Consider the following 18,375-nt stretch of genomic DNA (forward strand, 5'->3'; position numbering starts at 1 on the left):
ACTGCCTCTCGCTGGGCGGCTCGGGGTACGCGTTCACTTGCCGAAGACCATCAGGAGCTTCTCGTCCTTGCCCTGGGCGAGCAGACGGATGGTGGAGATGAAGAACCGCCCGTCCACGTAGTCGACCTCGGGGGCGTAGAAGGTGCTCTCCACCTCCGCGGCCGGGCCGGACGGGTTGCGCAGCACCGCGGTGGGTGTGCCTCCGGCGGCCGGGATCGTGAGGATCTCGCCGCCCTTGTCGCTCTCCGCCACTCGGTAGGCGACCAGTTGGCCGCCGGCCGCCTTCAGCGGGACGATGGTGCGCTTGTCGCCGGCCGGGACGCGCCACTTGGCCTTGCCGGTGGCCAGGTCGAAGGCGACGATCTCGTTGGCGGTGCCGAGGCCGGGGGTCGTGGGCAGGTAGAGCGTGCCGGCGTCGACGACGGCGGTGGCGCAGCCCTGCAGGGAGTCGTCGTGGTTCATCCCGCACTGGGTCGAGAAGTTTCCCTCGCCGGTGACGGTGGCGCGCTGCTTGCCGTCGGGGCCGAGGACCACGATGGAGCGCTCCTTGGTGTCCCGCTTGCCGACGTCGAGGACGATCGGGTCGAGGGAGTAGACCCGGTTGACCCGCCAGCCCTTGGGGAGCCGGTAGGACCAGGTGCTCTTGCCGGTGACCGGGTCGGCGTCCTGGACCTCGACGGTGCTGTCGGCGTCGTGGCAGGTGGCGATGCCGATCACCTTGCCGCTGCCGGCGGGGTAGGCGCCGGGCATGCAGCCCTCGGCCGGGCTGGCGAAGAGCTTGTCGCCGGTGCCGGCCTTGAAGGCGGTGGCGCGGGTGAGGCGGCTGACGGTGACGATGTCCCCGGTGATGGCCAGACTCGGATCGACGAAGAGGTCGAACGCGCCTTCCTTGGGCACCGCTTTGGACCAGCCCTCCTTGCCCGCCTTGAGGTCGATCTGCCGCATCTGGTTGCAGTCGGCGGTGTCGGACTCACCGTCGCGGTGCAGGACGACCGTCTTGCCGTCGGCGGTGGTCTGGCGCGTGACGGCGCAGACCCGGGCGGGCAGGGTGAGCGTCCACTTCTGCTTGCCGTCGGTGACGGAGTAGCCGGTCACGGACTTGTCGACGGTCTTGATGACGGTGTCGCCCACCACCCACTGGCCCTCGGCGCTCACGCCGGCGCCGGGACCGTCGATCTTGCTGGTCTTGAGCCAGAGGACCTTGTCCTCTCCCTGCTTGCGGCCGGCGTTGAGGTCGGCCTCGGCGCCGCTGCCGTTGCCGCTGCCGTCCCCCTTGTCGACGGACGGGGAGCCGGAGGGCTTGGCGTCGGGGGTGGTCGGCCCCTGCGCGACGGGCGGCGCGGGGTCCTTGTCGTCGCCCCGGAAGAAGGCGAGGTACGTGCCGGCGCCCAGGACGAGGACGCCCGCGACCGCCGCGGCGATCAGCACGGTCGTCTTCTTCTTCGGCGAAGGCGACATCGGCGACGGCGGCGGTGTGCCGGGGGCGCCCATCGGCATCGCGGGAGCGCCCGGGGGCGGCGGCGGGTAGCCGTAGCCGGGGGCGATCGGCTGCTGGGGCGCGGTCGGCGGCTGCTGGGCGTACGGGTTCGCGCCCTGCGGGGGTTGGCCGTAACCCGACGGTGGCGGGCCGGGCAGGTGACCGTAACCGGAAGGCGTCTGCGGCTGGTTCGGCGGCTGGGGCGGCTCGGTCATCAGCGCGTACCTTCGAAGTCAGAGGTCGGGGAGGATGACCTTTCTATCACTCACGCAGGGCGTGCGCCGGGCCGGTGCGCCCCCTGTTCCCAAGGGCGGACCGGCTCGTGACGGCGTCGTTATCCGGCCGGGCGGCGGCGCGGACCAGCAGCGGCTACGCCTCCTCGGCCAGCTCCAGCCAGCGCATCTCCAACTCGTCCCGCTCGGTGAGCAGTTCCCGCAGCTCGGCGTCGAGCTTGGCCACCTTGTCGTAGTCGGTGGAGTTCTCGGCGATCCGCGCGTGCAGGTTGCTCTCCCGGTCGGAGAGCTTGTTCAGCTGCCGCTCGATCTTCTGGAGCTCCTTCTTCGCGGCGCGGGAGTCCCCGGAGGAGGTGGTGGACTTCGCGCCCGCCGCGGCGGCCGGGGCCGGCGCCGGGGCGGCCGCCTCGATCATCCGCTGACGGCGTTCGAGGTACTCGTCCAGCCCGCGCGGCAGCATCCGCAGGCTCGCGTCGCCGAGCAGCGCCATCACCGTGTCGGTGGTGCGCTCGATGAAGAACCGGTCGTGGGAGATGACGATCATCGAACCGGGCCAGCTGTCGAGGAGGTCCTCGAGCTGGGTCAGGGTCTCGATGTCCAGGTCGTTGGTGGGCTCGTCGAGGAAGAGGACGTTGGGCTCGTCCATCAGCAGGCGCAGGATCTGCAGCCGGCGGCGCTCGCCGCCGGAGAGGTCGCCGACCGGCGTCCACTGCTTCTCCTTGGTGAAGCCGAACTGCTCGCAGAGCTGGCCCGCCGTCATCTCGCGGCCCTTGCCGAGGTCGACGCGGTCGCGGACGCGCTGGACGGCTTCCAGGACGCGCAGCGACGGGTCGAGTTCGCCGACCTCCTGGGAGAGGTAGGCCAGCTTGACGGTCTTGCCGACCGTCACCTTGCCCGCGGCGGGCTGGGTTTCACCCTGGGTCCGGGCGGCGTCGGCGAGGGCGCGCAGCAGGGAGGTCTTGCCGGCGCCGTTGACCCCGACGAGGCCGATGCGGTCCCCGGGGCCCAGGTGCCAGGTGAGGTGCTTGAGGAGGGTCTTGGGGCCGGCCTGGACCGTCACGTCCTCCAGCTCGAACACGGTCTTGCCGAGGCGGGCGTTGGCGAAGCGCATCAGCTCGGAGCGGTCGCGCGGGGGCGGCACGTCGGCGATGAGCTCGTTGGCGGCCTCGATGCGGTAGCGGGGCTTGGAGGTGCGGGCGGGGGCGCCGCGGCGCAGCCAGGCCAGCTCCTTGCGCATCAGGTTCTGCCGCTTCTGCTCCTCGGTGGCGGCGATGCGTTCGCGCTCGGCGCGGGCGAAGACGTAGTCGCTGTAGCCGCCCTCGTACTCGTGCACGTCACCGCGCTGGACGTCCCACATGCGGGTGCAGACCTGGTCCAGGAACCACCGGTCGTGGGTGACGCAGACCAGGGCCGAGCGGCGTTCCTGGAGGTGGCGGGCCAGCCAGGAGATGCCCTCCACGTCGAGGTGGTTGGTGGGCTCGTCGAGGACGAGGAGGTCCTGGTCGGCGATGAGCAGCTGGGCGAGCGCGATGCGGCGGCGCTCGCCGCCGGAGAGCGGGCCGATGACGGTGTCGAGGCCCTGACCGAAGCCGGGCAGGTCGAGCCCGCCGAACAGGCCGGTCAGGACGTCGCGGATCTTGGCGTTGCCGGCCCACTCGTGGTCGGCCATGTCCCGGATGATCTCGTGCCGGATGGTGGCCGCCGGGTCCAGGGAGTCGTGCTGGGTGAGCACCCCCATGCGCAGGCCGCCGGACTGGGTGACCCGGCCGGCGTCGGGTTCCTCCAGCTTGGCGAGCATCCGGATGAGGGTGGTCTTGCCGTCGCCGTTGCGGCCGACGACACCGATCCGGTCTCCCTCGGACACGCCGAGGGAGATGCCGTCGAGCAGGGTACGTGTGCCGTACACCTTGCTGACTGCCTCGACATTGACCAGATTGACGGCCATCAGACGCGCTCCAGGGAAAGGGTGTGGATCAGCCCGGTCAGCCTAACCCTCCGGGCCGGGGCGGGCCGCGCCACGAGGCGGCGGCGCTTTCAGGTCCGCAGGACCGTGGCGCCCGGCGCGGGGCCGGCGGCGGTCCGGGTGGTGCGGCAGGTACCGGAGGCTTCCAGGGCGGCCGCGACCTTCCCGGCGGACTCCGCGTCCCGGCACAGGAAGGCCGTCGTGGGGCCGGAGCCCGAGACCAGCGCGGCCAGCGCGCCGCCGTCGGTGCCCGCCGCGAGGGTGTCGGCGAGCCGCGGCCGCAGCGAGAGGGCCGCCGGCTGGAGGTCGTTGGCCAGCGTGCCCGCCAGCGCCTCCGCGTCCCCCGAGGCGAGGGCCGCCAGGAGCGCCGGTGAGGCCTCGGGCGCGGGGATCCGGCTGCCGGCCGTGAGGCGGTCGAACTCACGGAACACCGCCGGGGTGGACAGCCCGCCGTCGGCCACCGCGAACACCCAGTGGAACGTGCCCGCTGCGACCGGGGTCAGCAGCTCACCGCGGCCGGTGCCGAGCGCGGCCCCGCCGAGCAGGCTGAAGGGGACGTCGCTGCCGAGCTCCGCGCACAGGTCGAGGAGTTCGGCGTGCGGGGTGTCCAGGCCCCACAGGGTGTCGCAGGCCAGCAGGGCCGCCGCGCCGTCGGCGCTGCCGCCCGCCATGCCGCCCGCCACCGGGATGTTCTTCTCGATGTGCAGGTGGACCGCGGGGGCGATGCCGGCGCGGGCCGCCAGGGCCTCGGCGGCGCGCGCCGCGAGGTTCGTGCGGTCCAGGGGCACCTGGTCGGCGTCCGGCCCCGTGCAGGTCACGCTCAGCGCGTCGGCGGCCGTCGCCGTGACCTCGTCGAACAGCGAGACGGCGAGGAAGACGTTCGCGAGGTCGTGGAAGCCGTCGGGGCGGGCCGCGCCCACCGCCAGCTGGACGTTGACCTTCGCGGGGGCCCGTACGGTCACGCTCACAGCGCCGGCCTCCGCGCCTCGGGCTTGTGCTCGGCGATCGCGGCGAACTCCTCGACCGTCAGCGCCTCTCCGCGCGCCTGCGGCGAGACCCCGGCGGCGACCAGCGCGGCCTCGGCCTCCGCCGGCGAGCCGGCCCAGCCGGCCAGCGCCGCGCGCAGCGTCTTGCGGCGCTGGGCGAAGGCGGCGTCCACCACCGCGAAGACCTCCGCCTTCGAGGCGGTCGTCTTGATCGGCTCCGCCCTCCGTACCAGCGAGACGAGCCCGGAGTCGACGTTCGGCGCCGGCCAGAAGACCTTGCGGCCGATGGCGCCGGCGCGCTTGACGTGCGCGTACCAGTTGGCCTTGACGGAGGGCACCCCGTAGACCTTGCTGCCCGGTTCGGCGGCGAGCCGGTCGGCGACCTCGGCCTGCACCATCACCAGGGTCCGCTCGATGGTCGGGAACCGGTCGAGCATGGTCAGCAGCACGGGCACGGCCACGTTGTACGGGAGATTGGCCACGAGCGCGGTCGGCGCCGGGCCGGGCAGCTCCGTCACCAGCATCGCGTCGGAGTGGACCAGCGCGAAGCGGTCCTTGCGCCCGGGCATCCGGGCCTCGATGGTGGCGGGCAGCGCCGCCGCCAGGATGTCGTCGATCTCGACGGCCGTCACCCGGTCGGCGGCCTCCAGCAGCGCGAGCGTCAGCGAGCCCAGTCCGGGGCCGACCTCGACGACCACGTCGTCCGGCCGCACCTCGGCGGTGCGCACGATCCGGCGCACCGTGTTGGCGTCGATGACGAAGTTCTGACCCTTCTGCTTGGTCGGGCGCACACCGAGTGCGGCCGCCAGCTCCCGGACGTCGGCCGGCCCGAGGAGGGCGTCGGAAGGGGTGTCGTTGGGCTGCTGCTCTGCGGTGCTCACCCGCTAAGCCTACGGCCGCAGTGCGGCCACGGACTCGCCCCCCGCTGCACGTAGAGCTTCTTGGCCCGGTAGGTCTGCTCCGCGGCCGGGGCGTCCTGCGGGCGGCCGCTGCCGCCGAGGCCCTGCCAGGTCCGTACGTCGAACTGATAGAGGCCGCCGTACGTCCCCGAGGGGTCGGTGGCCGAGGGACGGCCGCCCGACTCGCACTGGGCGAGGGCCGCCCAGTTCAGGCCGTCGGCGCCGGAGACGGAGGCGGGCAGCGGCTTCGTGCCGACCCTGACGCGCTGGGTGACGGGCTCGCGGACGGTCTCGTCGGCGATGCGGCGGGGCTTCTGGCGGACCCCGTTGACGGTGCGCAGGCTGTAGGTGACCCGGCGGGCTCCGGGCCGGCCGGCCCGTTCGACGACCTCGGTGCCGGTGAAGAGGGTGGCGTCCTCGACCCGCTCGGTGCCGTACGGGATGCGCTCCTCGCGGACCTCGCGAGTGCCGGAGATGCGCAGCACGGTGATGGTCTGGCCGTCGCGCGGGAAGGCGGTGGGCGGCACGGAGGTGGTGTCCTGGCCGCCCAGGGCGATGCCGGCCTGGTCGAGGGCCTCCTGGACACTGGCTGCGTTGGTGCGGATGGTGCGTTCGCGGCCGTCGGCCATGAAGGTGACGCTGCGTTCGGTGCGGACGCTGAGGGCGAGTCCGGCGCGCGGCACGGGGGCCGTGCGGGGCAAGGAGAGGAAGGCGCCCTCGGCGCGGATGCCGAACTGGCGCAGCGCGCCCTCGACGGTGCGGGCCGTGGTCCACACCTGGCTCTGCCGGCCGTCGACGGTGAGGCGCAGGGGTCGGCCGTAGCGGACGAGGACCTGTTCGCCGTCGTCGAGGCGGGCGCCGGGGGCGGGGGACACCAGGTCGTGCGGTCCGACGTCGAGGCCCTCGGAGGCCAGCAGTTCGTCGACGTCGTCGGCGAAGGTGTGCAGGGTGCGCGGGACGCCGTCGACGGTGAGCCGTACCGCCTTGTCGGCGGCGACGAAGGCGCTGGTGCCCCCGGCGAGGAAGGCGACGACCAGGGCCTGCGGCACCATCCGGCGCCAAGGGGCCGGCGGGGGGCCGGCCAGGGGTGCCGGGGGTCCGGCGGGGGCACCGCGGCGGCGTCTGCCGGTGCCGGGCCCGGGCGCCCTCCCCGGCGCGGGCGCGGACTCCGGCTCGGACCCCGGCGCGGGCACGGGCACGGGCCACGGCGCCGGCGCGGGCCCGGGCAGCAGGGCGGCGGGGGCCCGGCGCCGACCGGGACCGGGGCCGACCGCCACCGCGAGCTCGGCCGCGTCGGCCGCCCCGGCGGCGAACCCGTGGCCGGCGTGGCCCGGCAGCGTGGCGGCCACGGTCGGCGCCTCGGGGTCGACCCATCCGGCCGACTGCCCGCCCTGGCGGGCCCGGCGGCGACCGGCCCGGCGCGGGCCGGGGAATCCCGGATCGGCGCCCGGATCCGGCGCACCCGGATCGCCGTACGCACCCGGATTCCCGTACGCGCCCGCATCCCGGTACGCACCCGGAACCCCGTACGCACCCGGAACCGGACCGCCACGGCGGTGACTGCCCTGCGTATCGCTCACGACGCTCGCTCCACTGCTGTTCCGGCACCCGCTGGTTCGGGCACGGCACCTTAGCGGAGGACTCGTCACGCACCAAAGCCGTGCGGTCACACAGCGTGTCGACTGACGGGGCGGTCCGGCGGTCCGGCGGTCAGTAGGCGAACGCGCGGGCGGTGTTGGCGGCCAGCGCCGCGGCCATCGCGTCCTCGTGGATGCCGCGGACCGCGGCCATCGCGCGGACGGTCAGCGGAAGGAGGTACGGGGCGTTGGGCCGCCCGCGGTAGGGCGCCGGGGTGAGGTAGGGGGCGTCGGTCTCCACGAGCACGAGCTCCAGCGGGGCCACGGCCAGCGCCTCGCGCAGCGGGGCCGCGTTCTTGAAGGTGACCGTTCCGGCGAAGGACATGTAGTAGCCGGCGGCGGCGCACTCCCGCGCCATGTCGGCGTCCCCCGAGAAGCAGTGGAAGACGGTGCGCTCCGGAGCGCCCTCCTCCCGCAGGACGCGCAGCACGTCGGCGTGCGCGTCGCGGTCGTGGATGACGAGGGCCTTGCCCCGGCGCTTGGCGATCTCGATGTGGGCGCGGAAGGAACGCTCCTGCGCGGCCATCCCCTCCGGCCCGGTCCGGAAGTGGTCCAGCCCGGTCTCGCCGACCGCCTTGACGTGGTCGAGGGCGGCCAGGGCCTCGATCTCGGCCAGCGCCTCGTCGAGCGCGGCCTCGCCGCCGCCCGGCCGGGCTCCCTGCCGCGACCAGCCGTCAGGGTCGCCGTGGACGATCCGGGGCGCCTCGTTCGGGTGCAGGGCCACGGCCGCGTGGACGTTGTCGTACGCGGCGGCCGTCTCGGCGGCCCAGCGGGAGCCCTTCACGTCGCAGCCCACCTGCACGACCGCGACCACACCCACCGAGGCGGCCTTCGCGAGGCCCTCCTCGACGGTGCCGGACTGCATGTCGAGGTGGGTGTGCGAGTCCGCCACCGCCACCCGGAGCGGTTCGGGCAGCGGTGGAGGCGCGTCCTTGGAGGCCCTGGAGGCCGGGGCCGGCGAAGTGCTCATGGGCCGATCCTATGACCGGCGGAAGATCCCCAGCAGACGGGACAGCGGGCCCGGGTCCTTCTCGGACGGGTCGACGGCGACGGGCCCCGGGGCGTCGTGCGGACGGGCCGCTCCGCGCCGCCCGGCCTGGTGGCGGCCGGTCTCGTGCCGGCCGGTCTTCTCCCGCCCGGGCCGGTGCTGCCCCGCCTTGCCCTGCTTCGGCGGCCGGGGCAGGTCCGCGCCCGCCGGGACGGGCCCGGCGATGCCGGGGGCGACGGGGTGGTGGTAGAGCCGGTCGAGCGTGCTGAGCACCGAGGAGACCTGTCCCGCGCGCATGATCCGGACCACGTGCCCGCCGCAGTTGTGGCAGGTCGGGTCGGACAGCGGGGAGGGCACCCGCTCGCCGTCGGCCTTGTACACGATGAACGGCTCGCCCCTGCCGTCCACGTGGTGCTCTATGGCGTAGGTCTGCTCCCAGCCGTACCCGCACCTCATGCACGCGAAGGAGTAAGCCTCCCGCACGGTCTGCACGGCAGGGCCGACGGGCGCGCCGGGCGCTGTCACGGGTACCGGGGTCTCAGCGATCTCACTCATGCCAGCTCCTCTTGTTCCACTGGTGCCATGGCCAGTGGACGCCTCAACGGGCGGGAGCGCATCAGGCCCTGTCCAGTGTTGGACGGCATTTGGGCGACTCATGCCCAAAGCCCCCGGTGCGCGGTCTGGGCTTTGCCTTTCAGGTTAGCCCTTTACCGACTGCGGACACCTTTTGTGCCGCGTTCTTTGCCGCGACCACCGCGTCGAACACCTCGCGCTTGGGTACTCCGGCCTCGGCGGCGACCGCCGCGATGGCCTCCTTGCGCCGCTCCCCCGCCTCCTCACGCACCCGCACCCTGCGCACCAGTTCCTCGTCGTCCACATCGCCCGGGGCCTGGGCGGGGGCGCCCTCCACCACGACGGTGATCTCCCCGCGGACGCCCTCGGCGGCCCAGGCCGCCAGCTCGCCGAGCCCGCCGCGCTTGACCTCCTCGTACGTTTTGGTCAGCTCGCGGCACACGGCGGCGCGGCGCTCGGCGCCGAACACCTCGGCCATGGCCGCCAGGGTGTCGTCGAGCCGGTGCGGGGCCTCGAAGTAGACGAGCGTGCGGCGTTCGGCCGCCACCTCGCGGAGCCGGCCGAGGCGCTCGCCCGCCTTGCGCGGCAGGAAGCCCTCGAAGCAGAACCGGTCCACCGGCAGCCCCGACATGGCCAGTGCGGTGAGCACCGCGGACGGCCCGGGAACCGCGGTGACCTTGATGTCCTTCTCGACGGCGGCGGCCACCAGCCGGTAACCGGGATCGGACACCGAGGGCATCCCGGCGTCGGTCACGAGCAGCACGCGCGCCCCGCCGGACAGGGCCTCGACCAGCTCCGGGGTGCGCGCGGACTCGTTGCCCTCGAAGTAGGACAGGACCCGCCCGGTGGTGTGCACGCCGAGGCCCTGGGTGAGCCGGCGCAGCCGCCGGGTGTCCTCGGCCGCGATCACGTCGGCCCGCTCCAGCTCGGTCGCGAGCCGCGGCGGGGCGTCCGCGAGGTCGCCGATGGGGGTGCCGGCGAGCACGAGGACTCCGGCCGGGGAGGTGGGCTCGCTACCGCGGGGCTGGTCAGTCGTCACCAGCCCATCCTCTCAGCCCGGCTCCGTCCCCTCGCGCGGACGCCCCCTCGCGCGGACCGCCCCGGCCCCGCGCCCGGACCCCCGGTGCTGGGGTTCCCACAGATCCGTTCCCTACCATGACCCGGTGACCAAGACCGCGACGCCGCCGCCCAGCCCCGCGGGGGCCCCGCCCGTCCCGCCGGCGGGACGCGCAGACGAGCCGCCCACCTGGCTGCGCCGCCTGCGCGCCTTCGGCTACCTGCCGCGGGGCGGCGCCGGTGCGGGCCGCGACGACGTGCGCACCCGCCTGGTGCCCCCGTACGCCCAGCCGTCCCCGCAGCTGTGGATGACCTTCGGGCTGCCGCCGAAGGTGTGGGGGACCTGGCAACGGGTCCTGGCGTGGGCGGGGCCGCTGCTGGTGGCGCTCGTCGCCGGTGTGCTGCGGTTCGTGCACCTGGGCAGCCCGAAGGCGGTGATATTCGACGAGACCTACTACGCCAAGGACGCCTGGGCCACGATCAAGCAGGGCTACGAGGCGAGCTGGCCCAAGGACATCGACAAGTCGATCCTCGCCGACCCCGGCTCGGTCCCCCTCCCGCCGGACCCGGGCTACGTGGTGCACCCGCCCGTCGGCAAGTGGGTCATCGGGCTCGGCGAGTGGATGTGGGGCCTCACCCCCTTCGGCTGGCGGTTCATGACCGCCGTGCTCGGCACCCTCTCGGTGCTGATGCTGTGCCGGATCGGGCGGCGGCTGTTCCGCTCGACCTTCCTGGGGTGCCTGGCGGGGGCGCTGCTCGCGGTGGACGGCCTGCACCTGGTGATGAGCCGCACCGCGCTGCTCGACCTGGTGCTGATGTTCTTCGTGCTCGCCTCCTTCGGATCCCTGCTCATCGACCGGGACCGGACCCGGGCCCGGCTCGCGGACGCGCTCCCGGTGGACGACGAGGGCAGGACCCGGCCCGATGCGAAGACCGCCGAGACGCTGCGGCTGGGCTGGCGCCCGTACCGGATCCTGGCCGGCGTCTGCCTGGGCCTGGCCGCCGGCACGAAGTGGAACGGCTTCGTCGTCCTGGCCTTCTTCGGCATCCTGACCGTCCTGTGGGACGCCGCCGCACGGCGCACGGCGGGCGCGGGCGCCCCGTACACGGCGATGCTGCGCCGCGACGCGCTGCCCGCGTTCGTCTCGACGGTCCCCGTCGCGGTGGTGACGTACGTGGCGTCCTGGTCCGGCTGGATCTTCAGCCCGGACAACGGCAAGGGCGGATACCTGCGCGACTGGGCCGCGAAGAACGACCAGGACAGCGCGCTGTCGTTCCTGCCGGAGTGGCTGCGCAGCCTGTGGCACTACGAGACCGAGGTGTACTCGTTCCACGTCGGCCTGACCTCGGGGCACACCTACGAGTCGAACCCGTGGAGCTGGCTGGTCCTCGGCCGGCCCGTCTCGTACTTCTACGAGTCCCCGGAACCCGGCACCGACGGGTGCCCGGCGACGGCGGCCGGCAAGTGCGCCCGCGAGGTGCTGGCGCTGGGCACCCCGCTGCTGTGGTGGGCGGGCTGCTTCGCGCTGCTGTACGTGCTGTGGCGGTGGTTCTTCCGCCGCGACTGGCGGGCGGGTGCGGTCGCGTGCGCCCTGGGCGCGGGCCTGCTGCCCTGGTTCAACTACCAGGAGCGCACCATCTTCTTCTTCTACGCGGTGGTGTTCGTCCCGTACCTGTGCCTGGCGGTGGCGATGATGATCGGCGCCCTCCTGGGCCCGGCCGGCTCGACGGAACGCCGCCGGACGCTGGGCGCGGTCGGCGCGGGCGTCCTGGTCCTGCTGATCGTGTGGAACTTCATCTACTTCTGGCCCATCTACACGGGCGAGGCCCTGCCGATGGACTCCTGGCGGGCCCGGATGTGGCTGGACACCTGGGTCTAGCTCCGCCCGGGCGAGGCCGGCCGGTCGCGCGTCAGGTGTCGCGCGTCATGTGTCGTCGGCCAGCAGGTGCAGGATCCGGTCGGGGGTCCAGTGGCCGGCCGCGCCCGGGCACCCGGCGAGGTAGTCGGCGACGGACCGGCCGGTCCACGCGCCGGACTCCAGCAGGCCCGCCGCCAGGTGCCGCACGTACGCGGCGGACGGTGCGACCCAGTCCGCCTCGCGCAGGCGCCAGGGCGCGGTGAACGTCAGGACGGGGACGCCCTCCAGGGCGCCGGCGCAGACCAGCGTCTCGTAGCGGCCCGGACCCCGCTCGTCCCGGCCCGAACGCAGGACCTCGGCGAGGTCGAGGTCGAGGCCGGGCCCCGGCTCGCGGTACATCTCCTGGGCCGGGTGGACGGGGTTCATCGGGCGATCCAACCGGCTCACTGCCTTTCTCCGCTCCTTTTCGGCCATCGATGTTCCGGTCCGGTAACAAGAGCGAACGGGTTCGGCAACGCAGCGTAAGGTCTGCACCGAAGGTTCTTTGAACGTGTTCAGAGAACGGGGTTCCGGGGGAGGAGCGACAAGTGAACGGGGTAGCGAAGGGCGCCGTCATCGGCGGGGTGTTCCTCGCCCTGCTCGGCGGCACCGGCTACGGGGTGTACGCCCTGGTCGGGGACGCGGGCGACGACGGCAGGAGCAAGGACGCGGCCACGAACGGGACGGGCGTCCGGTCGGAGAAGGGCAGCGGCCCCGTCACCGAGAAGGAGGCCGCGGCGACCGCGAAGGCCTTCCTGGCCGCCTGGGCCGCCGGGGACGACCGCGGGGCGGCCGATCTGACCAACAACGCGCAGGCCGCGCAGACCGCCGTCGCCGACTACCGGTCCAAGGCGTACGTGTCCAAGGCGGTGATCACTCCGGGCACGCCGAACGGCACCACCGTGCCGTTCAAGGTCGAGGCGGAGGTCAGTTACGAGGGCACGACCAAGCCCCTCGCCTACGACTCCCAGCTGACCGTGGTGCGCGGCCTGACCAGCGGGAAGCCGCTGGTCGACTGGCAGCCTTCGGTGATCCACCCGGATGTGAAGAAGGACGAGAGGATGCGCGCGGGCACTCCCGCCAGCCCGCCGGTCAAGGCCGTGGACCGCAACGGCGAGGAGCTGACCGCCGAGAAGTTCCCCTCGCTGCGACCGGTCCTCGCCGAGTTGCGCGAGGCGTACGGGGCCAAGGCGGGCGGCGCGTCGGGCGTCGAGGTCTGGATCGAGCCGGCGGAGCAGAACGCGCCGAAGCGGACCCTGCTCACCCTGGTCGAGGGCAAGCCGAGCGTCCTGAAGACCTACCTGGACGCGAAGGTCCAGGCGGCGGCCGAGCAGGCGGTCGCCAGGTTCCCCGAATCCTCGGTCGTCGCGATCAAGCCCAGCAGCGGGCACATCCTCGCCGTCGCCAACCACCGCGCGGACGGCTACAACGCGGCGATGACCGGCAACCGGGCGCCCGGCTCGACGATGAAGATCGTGACGGGGGCGATGCTGCTGGACCGCGGCCTGGTGGCGGCCGACAAGCCGGCGGAGTGCCCGAAGGAGGTGTCCTGGGGCGGCCGGCCGTTCCACAACCTCAAGAACTTCGAGCTGCCGGCCGGCACCAGCTTCGCGACCTCCTTCGCCCGTTCCTGCAACACGGCCTTCATCAAGCAGATCAAGCCCGTGGACGACGACTCCGCGCTGCCGAAGGAGGCCGCGGAGGTCTTCGGCATCGGGCTGGACTGGAAGACGGGCGTGAAGTCCACCGACGGCAAGGTCCCCGCGGCGACGGGCGCGGCGGCGGCCGCCGAGTACATCGGGCAGGGCCAGATCACCATGAACCCGCTCAACGTCGCCTCGATCACGGCGACCGCCCGCACGGGCGTGTTCCGCCAGCCGCTCCTGGTCTCCCCGGAGCTCGACGGCCGCACGATCGCGACGGCGCAGCGGCGCATGAAGCCCTCGGTGCAGCAGCAGCTGGTCTCGATGATGAAGCTGACGGCGACGAGCGGCACCGGCCGCGAGGCGATGTCCTCGGTCACCGGCTCGGACAAGGGCGCGAAGACCGGCTCCGCGGAGGTCGACGGCGCGGGCAGCCCCGACAGCTGGTTCACCGGCTTCAGCGGGGACGTGGCGGCGGCGGCCATGGTCGAGGCCGGCGGCCACGGCGGCGACGCGGCGGGCCCGATCGTCGCAACGGTCCTGAACGCCCGCTGACGCCCCGGCGGACGGCCCCGGGCCTCGGGCCTCGGCTGCCTGTCGCGGCACCAGGCCGCGCGCCGGAGGGATCCTTCCCCGGGGTGAAACCGCCTCGCGTCCGGTCCCCCGGCGGCGCTAGCGTCCTTCCATGACGACCACCTCCACGCACCCCCGGTTCGCCGAGGCCCTCGCCGGGCTCGGGCTCGAGCTCGGCGTTCGGGCGTTTCCCGAAGGGACCCGTACCGCGGCCGACGCGGCCGCCGCGATCGGCTGCGAGCTCGGCCAGATCGTGAAGTCGCTGATCTTCGCCGCGGACGGGGTCCCGGTGCTGGTCCTGATGGACGGGGCCTCGCGGGTGGACGTGGAGGCGGTGCGCCGGGAGCTCGGCGCGCGGAAGGTCACCCGGGCGGATGCCGCACTGGTGCGCGAGGCGACGGGTTACGCCATCGGGGGCGTCCCGCCGTTCGGGCACCGCACCCGCACCCGGGTCCTCGCCGACCGGCGGCTGCTCGGCCACGATGTGGTCTGGGCCGCCGCCGGCACCCCGAACACCGTCTTCCCGATGGATCCGGAGCAACTCGTCGAACACGCCGGGGCCACCCTCGCCGACGTACGGGAAGCCGCAGGCTGACCGCAGGGCCGCGGGCCGCCTCAGGCGGTGAGCGCCGTCCGCAGGGCCCGTACCAGAGCCTGGGCGCGGGGGTCGGCCGTGACCGACTTGGCGTGGGCGTTGGTGACGTAGCCGAAGCCGATGCCCGCCTCCGGGTCCGCGAAGGCCAGCGAGCCGCCGCGGCCCGGGTGGCCGAAGGAGGTCGGCGAGAGCAGCGGCGAGGCCGGGCCGTGCAGCATGTAGCCGGGGCCGAAGCGGGTGTTCACCACCAGGACGCGGTCCGGGCCCGCCGAGAGCTCCTTGCCGGCCAGGGCGGTCGTGGCCGGGGTGAAGATCCGCGCGCCGTCCTCCACCACGTCGGTGGTCGCCGCGTAGAAGCGGGCCAGCGCGCGGGCCGTGCCGATGCCGTTCGAGGCGGGCAGCTCGGCCGCCCGGTAGGCGGGATCGTTCTCGTCGGGCAGCGGGTCGATGGCCGCGAAGGCGCGGCGGGTCAGGGAGTTTGGGTCGGCGTACGCCTCGGAAACGTTCCTCCTCGGCCGGGTCTTGAGCATGCCCGCGCTCTCCGGCGGATCGACCGGCGCCACCCGCCCCACCCGGTGGACCTCGCTCTCCGGCAGGCCGATCCAGAACTCCAGGCCCAGCGGCTCCGCGATCTCCTCGGCGAGGAGGCCGCCGACCGTGCGCCCGGTCGCCCGCAGCACCAGCTCCGACAGCAGCCAGCTGTAGGTCTGCGCGTGGTAGCCGTGCCCGGTGCCGGGCTCCCAGAACGGCCGCTGCTCCGCGAGCGCCAGCGGGCCGGAGATCCCGTCCGCCGCCTCGGCCGCGCTCAGCCCGCGGTCCAGCGCCGGCAGCCCCGCGCGGTGCGCGAGCAGGTCGCGGACGAGGGTCCGGTCCTTGCCGGCCGCCTTGAACTCCGGCCAGTACGCGCCCACCGGCGCGTCCAGGTCCAGCAGCCCCCGCTGGTGCAGCAGTAGCGGTACCGCGGCGGCGACCCCCTTGGTGGCGGAGCGGACGATCTGCGCGGTGTCCGCGGTCCACGGGGGCCGGGGCCCGCTGCCGTCCGCGTCCTTGGTGCCGCCCCACAGGTCGACGACCTTGCGGCCGTCCCGGTACACGGCGACGGCCGCGCCCCGGTCCCCGAGCACCTCGAAGTTGCGTACGAACGCGTCCCTGACGGGCTCGAAGCCCTCCGTCACCACACCCTGGATGTCCACGGGCAGTGCAACAACCCGGGACCGGTGCTTATGCCACCGATACCGAACGCGGGTCGAAGCCGAACGGCAGCTCCAGGCGGTGGGCCCGCATCAGGTCCTCGTCGCACAGCAGGTCCTGGGTCCGGCCGTCGGCGGCGATCACGCCCTCGCTGAGGATCACCGCGCGCGGACACAGCTCCAGCGCGTACGGCAGGTCGTGCGTCACCATCAGCACCGTCACGTCGAGCGAGCGCAGGATGTCCGCCAGCTCGCGGCGCGAGGCCGGATCCAGGTTGGAGGAGGGCTCGTCGAGGACGAGGATCTCGGGCCGCATGGCCAGGACGGTCGCCATCGCCACCCGCCGGCGCTGCCCGAAGGACAGGTGGTGCGGGGGCCGGTCGGCGAAGGCGGCCATGCCGACCTGCTCCAGCGCGTCCCGCACCCGCTCCTCCAGCTCGGCGCCGCGCATCCCGGCGGCGGCCGGGCCGAAGGCCACGTCCTCCCGGACGGTCGGCATGAAGAGCTGGTCGTCGGGGTCCTGGAAGACGATGCCGACGCGGCGCCGCACCTCGGCGAGGGTGCGCTTGCCCACCGGCGTCCCGGCGACGCGCACCGAGCCGACCCCGCCGGCCAGGATGCCGTTGAGGTGCAGGACGAGGGTGGTCTTGCCGGCGCCGTTCGGCCCGAGCAGGGCCACCCGCTCGCCGGATCCGACGGTCAGGTCGACCCCGAAGAGGGCCTGGTGGCCGTCGGGGTAGGCGTAGGCGAGGCCGGCCACCTCCAGGGAGGGCACGGCGGAGGACGACGGGGCGGGGCGGGGAGCGGTCACAGGTTCCATCCCATCAGACAGACGGCGAGGGCCGTCACGGGGAGGACGGCCGCGTAAGCCCACTGCGCGCGGGTGGCCACCGCCTCGTCGATCATCGGCATCGAGCCGGTGTAGCCCCGGCTGACCATCGCCAGGTAGACCCGCTCGCCGCGCTCGTAGGAGCGGATGAACAGCGCGCCGGCCGTCTTGGCCAGCACGCCCCAGTGCCGGATCCCGCGCGCCTCGAAGCCGCGCGAGCGCCGGGCGATGGACATCCGCCGCAGTTCGCCGGTGATCACGTCGCCGTACCGGATCATGAAGGAGGCGATCTGGACCAGCAGCGGTGGCAGCCTCAGCCGCTGGAGGCCGAGCAGCAGCGCCCGCAGCTCGGTCGTCGAGGCGAGGAGGACGGACGCGGCCACGCCGAGGGTGCCCTTGGCGAGCACGTTCCAGGCGCCCCAGAGTCCGGAGACGCTGAGCGACAGGCCGAGGACCTCGACCCGCTCCCCCTCGGCCACGAAGGGCATCAGCACCGCGAAGGCCACGAAGGGGACCTCGATCAGCAGCCGCCGCAGCAGGAAGCCGGCCGGCACCCGGGCGACGGCGGCGACGCCCGCGAGCAGGACGGCATAGGCCCCGAAGGCCCACACCGCCTCGCGCGGGGTCGAGACCACGACCACCACGAAGGCGAAGGTCGCCGCGAGCTTGCAGTGCGGCGGCAGGGCGTGCACCGGCGAGTGGCCGGCGCGGTAGAGCCGGTGGGCGTGGCCCGCGCCCATGTCAGCCCGCCGAGACCCGGGCGGCGGCCGGGCGCTCGTCGTTGCGGCGGCGGCGGACGGCCCAAAAGACGCCGGTGCCGACCGCGACGGTGGCCCCGACCCCGAGGGCCCCCGCGAGGCCGCCGGACAGGCGGGCGTCGGCGACGTCCTTGACGGAGTAGTCGGCGAGCGGGGAGCCGGCGGCCGCGTGCTCCCGGGCGGCGGCGTCGATGCCCTGGTCGGCGGCCACCTTCTCCAGGCCGTCGGGGCTGGCGGAGGCGTAGAAGGAGACGAACCCGGCGAGGACCAGGGCGGTGACCAGACCGGTGGCCCACACCTTCCGGGTGGAGCGGGCAGCGGCCGGGGCGGGAGCGGCGGCCGGGGCGTCGACCAGCTCGCCCCCGACGCGCAGCTTCAGCGGGGCGGCCAGTCCGCGCGCACCGTGCACCAGGTCGGGCCGTACGGCGATCACGGCGCCCACGGTGGCCGCGGTGATCGCGGCCTCGCCGATGCCGATGAGCACGTGCACGCCGACCATCGCGGTGAGCACCTTGCCGAGCGGGACGTCGGTGGTGCCCCCGGCGGCGTAGAGCGCGGTGAAGGCGGCGGCCGCGCCGGGCACCGAGATCAGGGCACCGGCGAAGGCGGCCGCGGTCACGGAGCGGCGGGTGGCGGGCAGCACCGCGAGGAGCCCGCGGAAGACGGCGTAGGAGAGGACGACGGTGACGACGCCCATGACGGTGATGTTGACGCCGAGGGCGGTCAGGCCGCCGTCGGCGAAGAGGATGCCCTGCATGAGCAGGACGACGGACACGCAGAGCACACCCGTGTAGGGGCCGACGAGTATCGCGGCGAGCGCCCCGCCGAGCAGGTGTCCGCTGGTGCCCGCGGCGACGGGGAAGTTGAGCATCTGCACGGCGAAGATGAATGCGGCGACCAGGCCGGCCAGGGGCGCGGTGCGCTCGTCGAGCTCGCGGCGGGCGCCGCGGAGGCTGACGGCGACGGCGGCGACGGCCGCCACTCCGGCGGCCACCGAGACGGGTGCGTTGATGAATCCGTCGGGCACATGCATGGAGTAGCTCCGCTTCTCACACAGTCTGGAACCGTTCAAGAATA

At 73.9% G+C, this 18,375-nt stretch carries 16 protein-coding genes; 3 read left to right on the forward strand and 13 right to left on the reverse strand.

What is annotated here, in order from left to right; translation table 11 throughout:
* Positions 1-33 precede the first annotated feature (33 nt).
* From AC07FY_RS16795 to rsmI, 8 genes are all read right to left on the reverse strand, one after another.
* Positions 34-1,692: an outer membrane protein assembly factor BamB family protein gene (locus tag AC07FY_RS16795; protein WP_479006603.1), complete on the reverse strand. Its 1,659-nt coding sequence runs from the start codon at positions 1,690-1,692 to the stop codon at positions 34-36.
* A 154-nt stretch (positions 1,693-1,846) separates the two neighbouring features.
* On the reverse strand, positions 1,847-3,655 hold the full coding sequence (locus AC07FY_RS16800) for an ABC-F family ATP-binding cassette domain-containing protein (RefSeq protein ID WP_479006606.1): 1,809 nt from the start codon (positions 3,653-3,655) through the stop codon (positions 1,847-1,849).
* Positions 3,656-3,744: 89 nt separating this feature from the next.
* Complete coding sequence (locus AC07FY_RS16805; protein WP_479006609.1) at positions 3,745-4,641, reverse strand: 4-(cytidine 5'-diphospho)-2-C-methyl-D-erythritol kinase; 897 nt, start codon at positions 4,639-4,641, stop codon at positions 3,745-3,747.
* The gene (rsmA, locus tag AC07FY_RS16810) at positions 4,638-5,540 is read right to left on the reverse strand and encodes a 16S rRNA (adenine(1518)-N(6)/adenine(1519)-N(6))-dimethyltransferase RsmA (RefSeq protein ID WP_479006612.1); all 903 of its coding nucleotides are present in this window, start codon (positions 5,538-5,540) and stop codon (positions 4,638-4,640) included. Before rsmA ends, AC07FY_RS16805 begins: the two co-directional genes overlap by 4 nt.
* On the reverse strand, positions 5,537-7,138 hold the full coding sequence (locus AC07FY_RS16815) for a ubiquitin-like domain-containing protein (protein ID WP_479006615.1): 1,602 nt from the start codon (positions 7,136-7,138) through the stop codon (positions 5,537-5,539). The genes rsmA and AC07FY_RS16815 overlap by 4 nt, the downstream gene beginning before the upstream one ends.
* A gap of 130 nt (positions 7,139-7,268) precedes the next feature.
* The gene (locus AC07FY_RS16820; RefSeq protein WP_479006618.1) at positions 7,269-8,165 is read right to left on the reverse strand and encodes a TatD family hydrolase; all 897 of its coding nucleotides are present in this window, start codon (positions 8,163-8,165) and stop codon (positions 7,269-7,271) included.
* A 9-nt stretch (positions 8,166-8,174) separates the two neighbouring features.
* Positions 8,175-8,738, reverse strand: coding sequence for a hypothetical protein (locus AC07FY_RS16825; RefSeq protein ID WP_479006621.1), 564 nt, complete (start codon positions 8,736-8,738; stop codon positions 8,175-8,177).
* A 139-nt stretch (positions 8,739-8,877) separates the two neighbouring features.
* Positions 8,878-9,795 (reverse strand): 16S rRNA (cytidine(1402)-2'-O)-methyltransferase, encoded by a 918-nt coding sequence (rsmI, locus tag AC07FY_RS16830; protein ID WP_479006624.1) that lies wholly within the window; start codon positions 9,793-9,795, stop codon positions 8,878-8,880.
* Between the two features lie 124 nt (positions 9,796-9,919).
* On the opposite strand from rsmI, the gene AC07FY_RS16835 reads away from it, so the two are divergent.
* Positions 9,920-11,692, forward strand: coding sequence for a dolichyl-phosphate-mannose--protein mannosyltransferase (locus AC07FY_RS16835; protein WP_479006627.1), 1,773 nt, complete (start codon positions 9,920-9,922; stop codon positions 11,690-11,692).
* A gap of 45 nt (positions 11,693-11,737) precedes the next feature.
* On the opposite strand, the gene AC07FY_RS16840 is transcribed toward AC07FY_RS16835, so the two are convergent.
* Positions 11,738-12,118 carry a hypothetical protein gene (locus AC07FY_RS16840; protein ID WP_479006630.1) on the reverse strand — a complete coding sequence of 127 codons (381 nt, stop codon included), beginning with the start codon at positions 12,116-12,118 and terminating at the stop codon, positions 11,738-11,740.
* Between the two features lie 140 nt (positions 12,119-12,258).
* On the opposite strand from AC07FY_RS16840, the gene AC07FY_RS16845 reads away from it, so the two are divergent.
* Together AC07FY_RS16845 and AC07FY_RS16850 are read left to right on the forward strand one after the other, a co-directional pair.
* Complete coding sequence (locus AC07FY_RS16845) at positions 12,259-13,908, forward strand: penicillin-binding transpeptidase domain-containing protein (protein WP_479006633.1); 1,650 nt, start codon at positions 12,259-12,261, stop codon at positions 13,906-13,908.
* A gap of 130 nt (positions 13,909-14,038) precedes the next feature.
* Positions 14,039-14,521 (forward strand): YbaK/EbsC family protein, encoded by a 483-nt coding sequence (locus tag AC07FY_RS16850; protein ID WP_479006636.1) that lies wholly within the window; start codon positions 14,039-14,041, stop codon positions 14,519-14,521.
* 20 nt (positions 14,522-14,541) lie between these two features.
* Here the strand turns inward: AC07FY_RS16850 and AC07FY_RS16855 are convergent, their stop codons facing one another.
* Genes AC07FY_RS16855 through AC07FY_RS16870 form a run of 4 tightly spaced genes read right to left on the reverse strand, consistent with a single transcriptional unit; the run spans position 14,542 to position 18,331 of the window.
* Entirely contained in the window at positions 14,542-15,720 is a 1,179-nt protein-coding gene (locus tag AC07FY_RS16855) for a serine hydrolase domain-containing protein (RefSeq protein WP_479007083.1), read from the reverse strand.
* Between the two features lie 22 nt (positions 15,721-15,742).
* Positions 15,743-16,531 (reverse strand): energy-coupling factor ABC transporter ATP-binding protein, encoded by a 789-nt coding sequence (locus AC07FY_RS16860; protein WP_479006638.1) that lies wholly within the window; start codon positions 16,529-16,531, stop codon positions 15,743-15,745.
* A complete protein-coding gene (gene cbiQ, locus AC07FY_RS16865) occupies positions 16,519-17,280 on the reverse strand; it encodes a cobalt ECF transporter T component CbiQ (RefSeq protein WP_479006641.1) in 762 nt (253 codons plus the stop codon). The genes AC07FY_RS16860 and cbiQ overlap by 13 nt, the downstream gene beginning before the upstream one ends.
* Before the next feature lies 1 nt (position 17,281).
* The gene (locus tag AC07FY_RS16870; RefSeq protein WP_479006643.1) at positions 17,282-18,331 is read right to left on the reverse strand and encodes an energy-coupling factor ABC transporter permease; all 1,050 of its coding nucleotides are present in this window, start codon (positions 18,329-18,331) and stop codon (positions 17,282-17,284) included.
* Between the last annotated feature and the right edge of the window lie 44 nt (positions 18,332-18,375).

Source organism: Streptomyces sp. NPDC045967 (assembly GCF_056430495.1).

Excerpts from the sequence above, each read along its gene's own strand:
- AC07FY_RS16795 (WP_479006603.1), bottom strand. The coding sequence starts at position 1,692 with ATGACCGAGCCGCCCCAGCCGCCGAACCAGCCGCAGACGCCTTCCGGT.
- AC07FY_RS16800 (WP_479006606.1), bottom strand. The coding sequence starts at position 3,655 with ATGGCCGTCAATCTGGTCAATGTCGAGGCAGTCAGCAAGGTGTACGGC.
- AC07FY_RS16820 (WP_479006618.1), bottom strand. The coding sequence starts at position 8,165 with ATGAGCACTTCGCCGGCCCCGGCCTCCAGGGCCTCCAAGGACGCGCCT.
- AC07FY_RS16825 (WP_479006621.1), bottom strand. The coding sequence starts at position 8,738 with ATGAGTGAGATCGCTGAGACCCCGGTACCCGTGACAGCGCCCGGCGCG.
- AC07FY_RS16850 (WP_479006636.1), top strand. The coding sequence starts at position 14,039 with ATGACGACCACCTCCACGCACCCCCGGTTCGCCGAGGCCCTCGCCGGG.
- AC07FY_RS16860 (WP_479006638.1), bottom strand. The coding sequence starts at position 16,531 with ATGGAACCTGTGACCGCTCCCCGCCCCGCCCCGTCGTCCTCCGCCGTG.
- cbiQ (WP_479006641.1), bottom strand. The coding sequence starts at position 17,280 with ATGGGCGCGGGCCACGCCCACCGGCTCTACCGCGCCGGCCACTCGCCG.
- AC07FY_RS16870 (WP_479006643.1), bottom strand. The coding sequence starts at position 18,331 with ATGCATGTGCCCGACGGATTCATCAACGCACCCGTCTCGGTGGCCGCC.